Genomic DNA, 13,254 nt, shown 5'->3' on the forward strand with positions numbered 1-13,254 from the left:
TTATGCCTCCACCTTTTGCGCGTCCATCCAGGCCGCGAGGCGCGCATGGGCAGACACGCCCTCGGCGTCGAGGCGCACATCCCGTAGCACGTCATCGATGCGAAGGTTAGCACGGTGCAGGTCACGCTCGGACAGGGTATCATCGAAAAGGTCTTGCAAGATCTCACGATCTTCACGCGCCAGCGGCACGACATGGGGCGAAGGCTCTGCCGACTGCACCGAAACGAAGGTTAACGGCGCCACCCGCGCGAGTTCAGATTGCTCAGCCACAAGGCGCAGCTCGCCAGCCTCAATGCCCCGCCGCGCCGCGATCCGACGCAACAACGCCTTGGCCCGAAACGAAAAAGCGTCGTGGATGCGTTCGGCCTCTGCCTGAGACATCAGCCGTTCCCGGGCTGGTTTTGACAGGCGCAGTACCTTCAATTCGACGATTCCGATTACCAGGATCATCGCCAAGGGTGCTTGCGTCACGGGCAGTGCCAAGTCCCTCGAAAACAAGATCAACGCGAGAAACGGCAATAGGGCGGAGAGGTAGCGCAGCAGCTGCATTTCAAAGATCAAACGGACCCAAGTGGAAAGGCTGGCGCGTTTCGGCAAGATCTGCACGCGTCCGATGATCTTTTTGGGGAGAGATCGCGTTTCAAGCGCTGACGGATTCAGGACGCTGTCTGGGCTGAGTAGGATCATCAAGGCTTTCCACGCGGCGATGCCAGAGAGCATAGCGCTCTTTCAAACGTTTCCAAACTCCGTACGGCGCCCTTGGGACGCTGTGCAATTAGTGCATTGACGGTCGTTTCTGGCTGGACTTGTTCATTCGACGCACATTTAGCGGCGGCTTCGGAGCCTACACATGGGTGAAGTGGTACCGCATGAAGAGTTTCGTCTCATTCGGTGAGGAAGAGTACGAAAAGTGACATTCTGCACCAAAAATTTGGAAGCAGGTATGAAATTTCATTGCAATAACGATACTGCGTGCATGTCGCTGAATGCGGTCGGCGAATAGATACTCACAGACTTATCCACAGACATTGAGTTCGATGCCCTGCGCAAGCCCTTGCCACCACTTTGCCAGACCGACAGTCTTGTCCCGAACGGGAACACAACATGCCAAACACCTTCGTCATTCGGAATGCGATGCTACTGCGGGAGGGCCAACTGGCCCGCTCGGACCTGGCGATTAATGATGGGAAGCTGGTCGCAATCGGCCCGAACCTCCTGGGCCAAGGCAAGAGCATCGACGCGGAAGGCTTGATCGCAACGCCCGGCGGCGTTGATCCCCACGCTCACATTGAGCAGCGGTCCGGCATGGGGTTGATGAACGCGGACACTTTCGAAACCGCAACCCGCTCGGCGGCTTTAGGTGGAACGACCAGCGTCGTTTCCTTTGCGGCACAGTCGAAAGGTCAACGATTACAGGAAGTTGTTGATGACTACGCCACCCGCGCGCAGCGCGGGGCGATGATCGATTATGCCTTCCACATAAGCCTGTCGGACCCCAGCGTTGCGCATTTTGAGGACGATCTGCGCGCCTTGATTCAGGCGGGGCATCGGTCTGTGAAGGTCTTTACCACGTATGACATTGCGCTGTCAGATGAGCAGATTGAGCGGATCCTGCAAATTGCCGGACCCGCGGGCGCATTGACCTGTGTTCATGCCGAAGACGATGCAACTTTAAGATCCGCTCGTAATTCATTGCTTTCACATGGTAAAACTCAACCACGGTATCATGCCTTGGCCCGTCCGGAGGCCGCTGAACAGCGCGCTGTGGCGCGCATTTGCGCAACGTCCGAGCGTTTGACTGCGCCGGTCATGATCTTCCACGTCTCTTGCTTGGCTGCTGCACAAGAGGTTGCTGCCGCTCGCCGCCGAGGGGCGCCTGTTTTTGCAGAGACCTGCCCTCACTATCTGTTCATGACTGCTGAGATTCTGGACAAACCGGGCGTCGAAGGTGCCAAATGGATGTGCTCGCCGCCCCAACGCACAGAGCGGGATCAGGACGCGCTGTGGGCCGCGTCTCAGGACGGGACGCTGGATCTCGTCTCGTCGGATCACGCCCCCTATCGATTTGATAGTACGGGAAAATTAAGGGCTGGCCCAAACCCGCCGTTCCCCGATATCGCCAACGGCTTGCCGGGCTTGGAGACACGTATGCCACTGATGTTCGACGCGATCATAAGCCGCAACACCCTTCCAACCAACACCTTCGAAACACTCACCGCGACGGCGGCCGCCGACATCTACGGGTTACCAAACAAGGGCCGCCTCACTCCCGGAGCGGACGCCGATATCGTGTTGTGGGATCCTGACCGGACCCATACCTACGCGGCCAATGACTTGCACGATAACGTCGGCTACAATCCGTATGAAGGTCATCGTGTAACCGGTTGGCCTGTTGACGTTTTCTTGCGCGGTGAGCGGATCGTGACGGACGGAAAACTCACCACTGAACCCGGCAAAGGCTGCTGGATTGATCGGAGCCCCTGAATGCCTCAACGTCCCGAAACGCCCAATGAACTGGCGATCACGTTCCTCTACTACAAGGATTTGGCCCGGGCAGAGGCCTTTTACCGCGATGTGATGGGGTTTCCGTTGGTCATTGATCAACAAGGCCTCGCCAAGATCATGCGGGTCTGTCCCGGCGCACATATTGGCCTCGTGGATGAAGCCCATGGTATGCACAAATGGGCGGAAACCCGACCCGTGCAATTCTGCGTTCGCGTCCCGGATGTGGACGCGTGGTATCAGTATATCCAAGCGCAAGGCGTTGAAAATCTGAGCGACATGTTTGTGAACGACGCGATCGGCATCCGCGCTTTCGTGTTTGATGATCCTGAGGGCTATCAGGTCGAAATTCAGACCGCCACCCGGCCCGGCGCGTGAGCTAAGATGGACGACAAGCCCTGCCTCTATGTGATTAATCCAAACGCGTCTGAGGCCGTAACCCTCGGAATACAAAGCGCAATTGCGCCTTTGGACGGGATGGGTTGCCGGATCAATTGCATCACAAATTCGGATGGGCCATCGGGCATCGAGAGCCAGATACAAGCCGATATGACGATCCCACAGACCTTGGCTTTGGCCGCGAAAGATGAGGGTCAAGCCGATGGCTTCGTGATCGCCTGTTTCGGCGATCCAGGCCTGCATGCGTTGCGGGATCAGACTGCCAAGCCGGTCCTTGGCATCCAGGAAAGCGCCGTGATGACGGCGCTGACTTTGGGGCAACGCTTTGGGATCATTGCGATTCTTCCAGGTTCGATCCCACGGCACATGCGCAGTATCGCCGCTATGGGCGTGCAAAGCCGCCTTGCCGGCGACCGTGCGTTGAACCTTGGCGTGGCCGATCTTGAGGACACGGACACGACGCTTGAGCGGATGACTCAGATCGGACGTCAATTGATCGAGCAAGATGGCGCAGATGTCTTGATTATGGGATGCGCTGGCATGGCGCAGTTTCGCGGCCCACTTGAGGAAGCGCTCGGCGTGCCCGTGGTGGAGCCGTGCCAGGCGGCTGTTGCCTTGGCCATTCCCCGTATCCTTCTGAAACAATACCATAAAGTCGGAGGCTGACATGATTGATGAGACCACCGCTGGTGTTTTCACCATCGCAGCAACGCCGTTCTTACCCGACGGCGCGCTGGACCTCCACAGCATCGACACGATGGTCGAGTTCTACGCCAGAACCGGCGCCACGGGCCTGACGATCCTCGGCATCATGGGAGAGGCCGGAAAGCTTTCCGCCGCCGAGGCCGAGACCGTCATTCGCCGCGTCGCGGCGCAGACCAGCCTGCCCGTGATCGTCGGCGTCTCGGCGCCCGGTCTCTCCACGATCCAGGCCCTGAGCGCGACCGCGATGGAGAACGGCGCCGCTGGTGTGATGGTGGCGCCCCCCAGCAAGCTGCGGACCGACGACCAGATTGTGTCGTATTTCCAGCTGGTTACAGAGACGCTTGGCGCCACGCCCTGGGTTCTGCAAGACTTCCCCCTCGATACCGGCGTGCAGATCACGCCAAAGGTTCTTCGGACGATCTTCGACACCTGTCCGACCTGCAAAATGCTCAAGCATGAGGATTGGCCGGGATTGGAGAAGATCAGCGCCCTGCGCGGCCAAGAGGCCGAGGGTGCCCGCAAGATGTCGATCCTCTGCGGCAACGGCGGGCAGTTCCTGCTGGAGGAAATGCAACGCGGGGCGGATGGCGCGATGACGGGGTTTGCCTACCCCGAGATGATGCGCGACATCATTGCCCTCACACATACCGACATCGACCTTGCCCGAGACATCTTTGACGCCTACCTGCCGCTGATCCGGTATGAATGCCAGCCCGGCATGGGCCTTGCAGTGCGCAAGTACATCCTCGCCAAGCGTGGCGCGATCTCGCACGCGACCGTCCGGAAGCCGGGCCTGATCCTGAGCCAGACGACGATCAACGAGATCGAGGCGCTAATCGCCCGCCAGGAAGCGCGTCTTTCCGCCCTGTGACGCCGCGACAGGCCGAACGCCCCTTCCGGCCCGCCCCAATTCGGCCTAAACCGATTCGAAATCGCCCGTGAGGAGCGCAAAGATGTCCACGCCCCGGTTCGCGATCGCGATCCCCATGCTGAATGAGGCCGAAACGGTGCCGCATTTGCTTGGCGGCTGCGTGGCGGCCGCCGAGCCGTTTGGCACGTTTGAGATCTGCGTGACAGACGATGGCTCGACCGACGGGACAGGCGACGCGTTGCGCGCCTTTGGCGCCGCGCACCCCCAGGCGAATTTGACGATTTTGACCCATCCGCGCCCCGCTGGCCAATCTGCGGCGGTTCATGCTGCCGTGCGCGCCGCCCGCGCGCCGATTATCGCGACCTTGGATGGCGACGGGCAGAACCCGCCGGAAGAGCTTCCCAAATTGCTCAATGCTCTACTTGAGGGGTCAGAGACACTGGGCCTTGTGGCGGGACAACGGGTGAAGCGCGACGATCCACTACACAAGCGCCTTGCGTCGCGGGCCGCCAATACGATCCGGGGTGTTCTGCTGAAAGACGGCACCCGCGATACCGGATGCGGGCTGAAGGCCTACCGCCGTGACGCCTACCTCGCCCTGCCCTATTTTGATCACATGCATCGCTATTTACCTGCGCTTTTTCAACGGGATGGCTGGGAGATCGCCCATGTCGACGTGGCCCATAGGCCGCGTGTCGCGGGGGCGTCCAAATACACCAACCTGGGGCGTGCGATTGTCGGGCTGTCGGATCTTATTGGTGTCGCCTGGCTGATCAGGCGCCGGCGCAAAGTGTTGCCCACAGACACCGACATCTCCCGCCCGGAGGCGCGTTAACCATGGAAAGCTGGCTCTTCGATTTCCTCAACATCGACCATTGGTTCGAATTCTGGTGGGTCGCCCTTGGCTTCATTGCACAGGGCATTTTCGCCTCACGCTTCATCGTTCAATGGATCGCGTCGGAAAGGGCCGGGCGATCCTATGTGCCGGTTGCCTTCTGGTATCTGTCGATCAGCGGCGGCCTCTTGATGCTGGCCTATGCGATCTACCGCCAAGACCCGGTTTTCATTCTCGGCCAATCAACGGGTGTCATCGTCTATGCCCGCAATCTCATGCTGATCCATCGCTCTAAACGCGCGGATGCTGACGCGGTCCACGATCAGACATGAGCGTCCTGACGGCCCGCGCTGCGCCCTTTCTGGTGCTGCTTCTGGCGTTGGTGAGCTTCGGTGTAGGCCTTGCGGAACTGCCGGTTCAGGACCGGGATGAAGCGCGATTTGCCCAGGCTGCCCGGCAAATGGCCGCGACAGGCGATCTGATCGATATTCGCCTTCAAGAAGCACCCCGCCACAACAAGCCCGCGTTGATTTACTGGGCGCAAACGGCCGCGATCTGGATCACGGGCGTCTCGGGTGAAACGCCAATCTGGGTCCACCGTCTGCCGTCGTATCTGGCGGGCGCGCTATCGGCCCTCGCGTTGATTTGGGCTGGCACCCCCTTTGTTGGGCGCCGTGCGGCGGTGATTGCGGGCATAATCTGCGCCACGATCTATATGCTCCACGCCGAGGCGCGCACGGCGAAGACGGACGCCGCCCTGCTCTTATCCGTGATCCTTGCCATGGGTGCCCTTGGCCGAGCTTGGTTGGGCGAGATCAGGCCTTGGTTAACACCGTTAACCTTCTGGACGGCGCTGGCGGCGGGGTTCCTTCTGAAGGGGCCCATGGTCATGCTCCCCGTGCTGGGTGTCATCGCCTGGATCAGCGTCCAGTTTCGCGATGTCAAATGGCTGTCACGGCTGCGTCCTATGCCCGGCGGGTTGTTGTTCGTGGCGCTCACGGCGCCCTGGTTTATCGCCATCACCCTCGTGACAGACGGTGCATTCTGGAGCGCGTCCCTCGGCAACGATCTGAGTGACAAGATCACCGCCGAGGGGGAGCATTCCGCCACCCCGCCCGGCTTTTACCTGATCGCGATCTGGTTCACGTTCTTCCCATGGAGTCTATTGATCCCAATGGCTTGCGTGACCGCGTGGCGTTGCCGAAAGGACCCCAAGACGGCTTTCCTTCTCGGCTGGTTGATCCCCGGATGGATCGTGTTCGAGGCGGTGCCCGTGAAGCTGATCCACTACACACTCCCGCTTTACCCCCCGCTGATGCTTCTCTGCGGAGTGGCTTTAGTCCGGATGTCGGCAACTGAAATAGCGTTCCGGCGTTGGCTCGGCGCGCTTGGCAGCCTTGGCTGGGGCATGGCCCTCGCGTTCTTCGCCGTGATCGCCGTTGTCGCCCCCGTGGCCTATGGCCCGGCGGAGAACATCCACCTCCCCTCGCTTCTCGGCGCGCTCACCTTCACTTTGGCCGGGATCGCGGGCGTGATCTTCCTTTGGCGAAATTCCGTCGTCCCCGCGGTCACCGCGCTGGCAATCTGCGGCGTTGTCTTGGGGTGGACGTTAACGGCGTTAAGCCTTCCCGCAGCGCGTGACTTCTGGATCGCAGATCAACTGGCCACAGCTACCGCGCAGTACACCTGCCTCTCCGGGCCCGTGGCGCTTGCCGGATATGCCGAACCGTCCGCCGTGTTCCGCCTGGGGACCGGCACGATTCTTACCGATGCCGAGGGTGCGCTGGCCTATCTGGCGGAGAGGCAAGACCGCGCCGCGTGGATCGATCCTTCACTACTCGCGGAAACTGAACCCGAGGCCACGCAGGCACCACAGATCGACGGCATTTCCATCGGCAATTTCCGTCCTGTGAACCTTCGCCTCTACATCTCTCCAGGCGTACCGGCGCCAAGCGTCCCCTGCCCGCAGTGAAGGCTTATCACAGCTGCTCGCGTCGCGGACCGACCCATCCCGTGTCGCAAACGCTCTGGACAGGGCTGTCCAATCCCCCCTAGGCTGGCTCTAAACCCACGAAAGGCCGGAGGATACCGCCCCCATGAAAACACATTACAGAGCCGTCGTGATCGGCGGCGGCGTCGTTGGATCCTCCGTCCTTTACCACCTGGCAAAATTTGGCTGGAAAGACGTCTGCATGCTGGAACGCAGCGTGTTGACGGCTGGCTCCAGCTGGCACGCGGCGGGCGGCATTCACGCGCTCAACGCCGATCCAAACATGGCGGCGTTGCAGGCCTATACCATTGATCTTCTGTCAGAAATCGAGGCGGAGTCCGGCCAGAACATCGGGTTGCACATGACCGGCGGTCTGACCCTCGCCGGCACGCCCGAGCGGTGGGAATGGCTTCAGTCGGCTTACCGCACGTTCCAGGCTATCGGCATCACCGATTGCCATTTGATGACTCCCAAGGAGGCGCAAGAGGCCTGCCCGATCATGTCGACCGACGGCGTCATCGGCGCCCTTTGGGCGGACCGCGAAGGCTACGTCGACACCACCGGCACCGTCCACGCGTACGCCACTGCCGCCAAGATGCGCGGCGCGGAATACTATGAGCACACCAAGGTCGAAGAACTGATCCAGACGAAAGACGGCTGGCAAGTCGTGACCGACAAGGGCACGATCACCTGCGAACACGTGGTTAACGCGGGCGGCCTTTGGGCGAAGCAATTGGGCCGGATGGCAGGGATCGAGCTGCCTGTCTCGCCGCTCAAACATCACTACTTGATCTCCGACACGATCCCAGAACTCGAAGCACTGGACTTCGAGGTGCCGATGACCGTGGACCTCGAAGGTTTCACCTATATGCGGCAGGATCAGAAAGGTCTGCTCCTGGGCATTTATGAGATTAACCATGAGCATTGGGCCATGGACGGCGCGCCCTGGGATTACGGGATGGAGCTGTTCCAAGAGCAGACCGACCGGATCGAGAATGAGCTGATCCTAGGGTTTGAGCGCTATCCCGCTTTGCAAACGACGGGCGTGAAAACCTGGGTGAACGGCGCGTTCACCTTCTCTCCCGACGGCAACCCGTTGGTCGGGCCAGTTAACGGCGTTAACGGGTATTGGTGCGCCTGTGCGGTGATGGCCGGTTTCTTGCAGGGTGGCGGCGTTGGCAAGTCGCTTGCCGAGTGGATGATCTATGGCGAGACGGAGGCCGACACCTACTCCATGGACGTCGCACGCTACGGCAAATTCGCGGAAAACCGCGAATACATCCGCCAGACAACAGGGCAGTTTTACTCCCGCCGTTTCGTCATGTCTTACCCCAACGAGCAACTCCCCGCAGGCCGTCCGCTCAAACGCGCGCCCGCCTATGAAGGCATGACAGCCGCGGGCTGCCGTTGGGGGCAATCCTGGGATCTGGAGGTGCCCCTCTACTTCGCGCCGTCGGAGGATTTCGTTGAAAATCTCTCGCTTAAGCGTTCTAACGCCCACGACATCGTCGCCGAGGAATGCCGCATGGTGCGCAACGGCGTGGCACTTCTCGACATTTCGGGCTTTTCGCGGTTTGAGGTTTCGGGCCCAGAAGCCGAGGCTTGGCTCAACAAAATGATGGCGTCGAAACTCCCGAAACCGGGCCGCGCGAGGCTAGCGCCTATGCTGGCCGAAAGCGGCCGTCTGATGGGTGACCTGACTGTGTTCAATTGGGGCGATGGCACCTGGTGGATCATGGGCAGCTACTACCTGCGCGCCTGGCACATGAGATGGTTCACCGACCATATGATTAACGGCGTTAACGTCCGCGATCTTGGCGAGGAGATCTGCGGATTTGCTTTGGCGGGACCGAACTCAAAAGCCGTTATCGACAAGCTGGTCGAAGGGGGTGTGGACCTGCCCTTCATGGGGTGTGACCGAATGGATGTGGGTCTTCTGCAGGCAAATGTCGCGCGGATGAGCGTCACGGGCGAGCGCGGCTATGAGATCAACTGCCGCTATGGCGACCACATCACGCTGCGCGACATGCTGCTAGAGGCCGGGGCGTCGGAAGGCATCAGGGAAGTCGGGTTTAACGCGCTTTTGTCCACCAGATTGGAGAAATCCTTTGGCATCTGGTCCGCCGAATTCACCCAAGGCTACACGCCTGCGCAAACCGGCATGGACCGGTGGATCGATTGGGAAAAGGACTTCATCGGCAAGGCGGGTGCGATCGCAGAACGCGATGGCAACGGGCCGGATCAGATGGTCGTGACGCTGGAAATCGATGGCGATGGCGCGGACCCCATCGGGTACGAGCCTGTCTGGTTGAACGGCGAGATGGTAGGCTTCGTGACCTCGGGCGGATACGGTCACACGGTCCAAAAAAGCCTTGCTATGGCGATGGTTAACTCCGACGCCGCCCATGAAGGCACCGCGCTCAGCGTCCATGTCGTGGGTGTTGAACGGAGCGCGAAAGTGATCCCCGCGTCGCCCTATGATCCCTCCGGCCAAGCGATGCGCGGATGAGCAAACCCACCCGCACCCGAGGCCGCAACCGCGCGGGTCCCCGCCCTTCAGCGCGCGTCACGAACTATAGCCAGTTGCGCAATCCCTTTCCGCCGATGGATGTATTTTCAGCGGACCGGATCGAGGCGATGCATGAAGCGGCGTTGGACATTCTGGAACGCCTCGGGATGAAAGTGCTTTTGCCTGAAGCCCGGGCGATTTTTGCCCAAGCCGGCGCGGTTGTGAAAGACGAGATGGTCCATATCGGGCGCGATTTGGTGGCTGCGGCCATCGCCTCCGCGCCCAAACGGATTGAGGGGCGGGCGGGCGCTGCGCATTGCGATATCGTGCTGGAGCTTGGGTCGCTCGTGTTTCAACCGGGCGCGGGTGCCCCCCATGCCACCGACGAGGTCCGAGGCCGCCGCCCCGGCTGTGCACGGGACTTCAAAGAGTTAATCCAGTTAACCCAGCACTTTGACGTCTTCCAGATGCTCCCCCCACTGGTGGAGCCGCAGGATGTGGCAACCAATGTCCGCCACTATTTCACCCTGGAGACCCAGCTGACCGACAGCGACAAGTTCCCTTTCATCTTCTCACGCGGCACCCCGCAAGTGATGGAAAGTTTCGAGATGCTGCGCGATTTCCGCGGCCTTTCCGACGATGAATTTGCAGACAAACCAAGGTGTTACACGATCATCAACACAAACTCTCCGCGCACCTTGGACATTCCGATGGCCCAAGGCCTGATCGATTTCGCGCGGGCCCGTCAGATCTCTATCATCACGCCGTTTACGCTCATGGGGGCGATGGCTCCGATCACGGTGGCGGGCGCGATCACCCTGTCCCATGCGGAGGCGATGGCGGCGTTAGTATTAACGCAATTAACTAAACCGGGCGCCCCCGTTTGCTACGGAACCTTCACTTCCAACGTCGATATGAAATCCGGGGCGCCCGCGTTCGGCACGCCGTCGCATTTCCAGGCATCCCTGGCCGCAGGACAACTGGCGCGGTTCATTGCCCTGCCCTGGCGGTCGGCGGCAGGCTCCGCCGCCAACCTGAATGACGTGCAGGCTGCCAACGAAAATCAGTTCGGCCTGTGGGGGTGCCTGATGGCGGGCGCGACTGTTATCATCCACTCCGCCGGGTGGTTGGAAGGCGGGCTCAGCGTCAGCTACGAAAAACTGGTTACCGACGCCGAGGTGCTGAACATGGTGGCCGAGCTTTGCGCCGGTGCTCAGGCAGGTGACGCAGAGATCGGCCTGGACGCTATTGCCCAAACCGCGCCAAGCGGCCATTTTTTCGCGAGCGCCCAAACCATGGATCGCTACCAGACCGAGTTTTACGAGCCGATCGTCCACGACTACGCCAACTTTGGCACTTGGACAGAGCGCGGCGCAAAAGACACCTCTACCCGTGCCCGCGACGTCTGGCAGGGGATTATCGCCAATCCAAGCGCCCCCACTATCAACCCCGACCGGCTTCACGCCCTTCAAGCCGATATCGCCCGCCGCACCCAACGCGGCGGCGCTTTCCCCGAAAGCTGACCCGATGCGCACGAGCCCCGTCCTTCACCGTGATGACCCCAACAGAGACCCCCTCGTTGGCCACGTCAAAGTCACGCGAGAGGATTGGCTGAATGCCGCCCGGGACGTGTTGGTCGGTGAAGGTGTGGCCCAGGTGAAAATCGCTGCGCTGGCGACGCGGCTAGGCGTCTCAAGATCCTCATTTTATTGGTATTTCTCCAACCGTGACGAGCTGATGAGTGCGCTTCTGGAGGACTGGCAAACGCGTAACACGCGCTCGATCATCGACCATTGCGCAAGGCCCTCGCAATCCATCGCGCAGGCCCTTTTTAACTTCTTCCGGTGCTTCGTGGACGACCGCCAATTCGACCCCGGCCTCGACTTCGCCATTCGCGAATGGGCCCGCCGCGACGAAAGCGTGCGCGATGCCATTGATGCGGCCGACGCCGCCCGTCTTGACGCGATCCGAGCCATGTATGACCGCCATGGCTACCCCGCAGACGAGGCCGATGCCCGCGCCCGCATCCTCTATTTCATGCAGTTGGGATATCACGCTTTGGACCTGCGTGAAGACATCGACACCCGCATGTCCCGCGTCGCCGCCTACATCCACGGCTTCACCGGAGAGGTCGCACATCCCGCTGATGTCAAAGAGTTTATCGCATACGTTAACGGCCTTAACCCATGAAACGGCACTCGGCCCTCGCCCTCGCGCAGCAAGCGCTGCGCAACCACAAAGGATGGCCCCGAACCTGGGCCAAGGGCAGGTTGAAGCCTGAATATGATGCAGTGGTCATCGGCGGCGGCGGCCACGGTCTTGCCACGGCCTACTACCTTGCCAAGACCCACGGTATCACCCGCGTGGCGGTGCTGGAGAAGGGCTGGATCGGTGGCGGCAACACCGGTCGCAACACGACTGTGATCCGTTCCAATTACTTCTATCCCGAAAGTGTCGCGCTCTATGATCTTGCCCTTCGCCTCTATGAGGGGCTGTCGAAAGAGCTAAATTACAACGTCATGCTGAGCCAACGCGGCATGCTGATCGCGGCGCACACGCCGGCCCAGATGGAGATCTGTGCTCGCATCGCCAACGCGATGCAAATCAATGGCGTCGATGGACGCTTGATGGACGCGGACGAGGCCGCCCGGCGCGTGCCCCTCGCGAACCAATCGCCGGAAGCCCGGTACAAACTGATGGGTGGCATCTGGCAGGGCCGCGCAGGCGTTGCGCGCCACGACGCGGTCGCCTGGGGCTACGCGCGGGCTGCCAGCGCGTTGGGTATTGATATCATCGAAGGATGCGAAGTTACTGATATCATTGTGGAAGCGGGTCAAGTCACTGGCCTTGAGACATCCCATGGACGCGTCAAGGCCGGCGCGTTGGGACTTGCCACCGCGGGCGCGACAACCGGGCTAACGGCGCCCCTCGGCATCACGCTGCCAATCCAGACCTACGCGTTGCAGGCCTTCGTGTCCGAGCCTGTCAAACCCGTGCTCGACACCGTGCTTCTTTACCTTGGCACCGGGACCTATCTGAGCCAATCCGACAAGGGCGAGTTGGTCATCGGCGGTGGCCTCGACCGCGTGCCGACCCATGGGCAAACCGGCAATCTGCCGGTGCAGGAGAGCATCCTCTCGGGCCTTCTGGAGATGTTTCCCGCTTTCGGTCAGTTGAAGCTGCTGCGCCAATGGGCGGGTGTGGTGGATGTGGTGCCCGACAGCTCTCCGATCCTCGGGCCTACGGGACCTAAGGGTTTGTTTTTAAACTGCGGTTGGGGTACGGGCGGCTTCAAGGCGATCCCTGCGGGAGGAACTTTGCTGGCCCATATGCTGGCGACAGGTGGGCATCACGAGATTTCCCGGCCGTTCGACCTCAGCCGCTTTTCCACTGGTCGTTTGATTGACGAGGCCGCAGGCAGCGGCATCGCCCATTAGGAGGCA

At 60.8% G+C, this 13,254-nt stretch carries 12 protein-coding genes; 11 read left to right on the forward strand and 1 reads right to left on the reverse strand.

All coding sequences use genetic code 11. From position 1 onward, the window contains the following. Nucleotides 1–720, reverse strand: a complete 720-nt coding sequence (locus tag AC6I9R_RS15875) for a hypothetical protein (RefSeq protein WP_461426541.1) — start codon at nucleotides 718–720, stop codon at nucleotides 1–3. 384 nt (nucleotides 721–1,104) lie between these two features. Here AC6I9R_RS15875 and hydA point away from each other — a divergent pair, with 384 nt between their 5' ends. The 11 genes from hydA to AC6I9R_RS15930 all read left to right on the forward strand — a co-directional run bounded on the left by hydA (nucleotide 1,105) and on the right by AC6I9R_RS15930 (nucleotide 13,248). After that, nucleotides 1,105–2,484, forward strand: coding sequence for a dihydropyrimidinase (gene hydA / locus AC6I9R_RS15880; RefSeq protein WP_461426542.1), 1,380 nt, complete (start codon nucleotides 1,105–1,107; stop codon nucleotides 2,482–2,484). Then, nucleotides 2,485–2,880 (forward strand): VOC family protein, encoded by a 396-nt coding sequence (locus tag AC6I9R_RS15885; RefSeq protein WP_461426543.1) that lies wholly within the window; start codon nucleotides 2,485–2,487, stop codon nucleotides 2,878–2,880. Between the two features lie 6 nt (nucleotides 2,881–2,886). Continuing rightward, nucleotides 2,887–3,567 (forward strand): aspartate/glutamate racemase family protein, encoded by a 681-nt coding sequence (locus AC6I9R_RS15890; RefSeq protein WP_461426544.1) that lies wholly within the window; start codon nucleotides 2,887–2,889, stop codon nucleotides 3,565–3,567. Between the two features lies 1 nt (nucleotide 3,568). Beyond that, complete coding sequence (locus AC6I9R_RS15895) at nucleotides 3,569–4,477, forward strand: dihydrodipicolinate synthase family protein (RefSeq protein ID WP_461426545.1); 909 nt, start codon at nucleotides 3,569–3,571, stop codon at nucleotides 4,475–4,477. 82 nt (nucleotides 4,478–4,559) lie between these two features. Further along, a complete protein-coding gene (locus AC6I9R_RS15900) occupies nucleotides 4,560–5,312 on the forward strand; it encodes a glycosyltransferase family 2 protein (protein ID WP_461426546.1) in 753 nt (250 codons plus the stop codon). A gap of 2 nt (nucleotides 5,313–5,314) precedes the next feature. Beyond that, nucleotides 5,315–5,644, forward strand: a complete 330-nt coding sequence (locus tag AC6I9R_RS15905) for a lipid-A-disaccharide synthase N-terminal domain-containing protein (protein WP_461426547.1) — start codon at nucleotides 5,315–5,317, stop codon at nucleotides 5,642–5,644. Beyond that, the gene (locus tag AC6I9R_RS15910) at nucleotides 5,641–7,284 is read left to right on the forward strand and encodes an ArnT family glycosyltransferase (RefSeq protein ID WP_461426548.1); all 1,644 of its coding nucleotides are present in this window, start codon (nucleotides 5,641–5,643) and stop codon (nucleotides 7,282–7,284) included. The genes AC6I9R_RS15905 and AC6I9R_RS15910 overlap by 4 nt, the downstream gene beginning before the upstream one ends. A gap of 124 nt (nucleotides 7,285–7,408) precedes the next feature. Further along, nucleotides 7,409–9,811 carry a GcvT family protein gene (locus AC6I9R_RS15915; protein ID WP_461426549.1) on the forward strand — a complete coding sequence of 801 codons (2,403 nt, stop codon included), beginning with the start codon at nucleotides 7,409–7,411 and terminating at the stop codon, nucleotides 9,809–9,811. Beyond that, the gene (locus AC6I9R_RS15920) at nucleotides 9,808–11,334 is read left to right on the forward strand and encodes a trimethylamine methyltransferase family protein (protein ID WP_461426550.1); all 1,527 of its coding nucleotides are present in this window, start codon (nucleotides 9,808–9,810) and stop codon (nucleotides 11,332–11,334) included. The genes AC6I9R_RS15915 and AC6I9R_RS15920 overlap by 4 nt, the downstream gene beginning before the upstream one ends. A gap of 4 nt (nucleotides 11,335–11,338) precedes the next feature. After that, entirely contained in the window at nucleotides 11,339–12,001 is a 663-nt protein-coding gene (locus AC6I9R_RS15925) for a TetR/AcrR family transcriptional regulator (RefSeq protein ID WP_461426551.1), read from the forward strand. After that, complete coding sequence (locus AC6I9R_RS15930; protein ID WP_461426552.1) at nucleotides 11,998–13,248, forward strand: sarcosine oxidase subunit beta family protein; 1,251 nt, start codon at nucleotides 11,998–12,000, stop codon at nucleotides 13,246–13,248. The genes AC6I9R_RS15925 and AC6I9R_RS15930 overlap by 4 nt, the downstream gene beginning before the upstream one ends. Nucleotides 13,249–13,254 lie beyond the last annotated feature (6 nt).

This window comes from Gymnodinialimonas sp., from assembly GCF_059726805.1.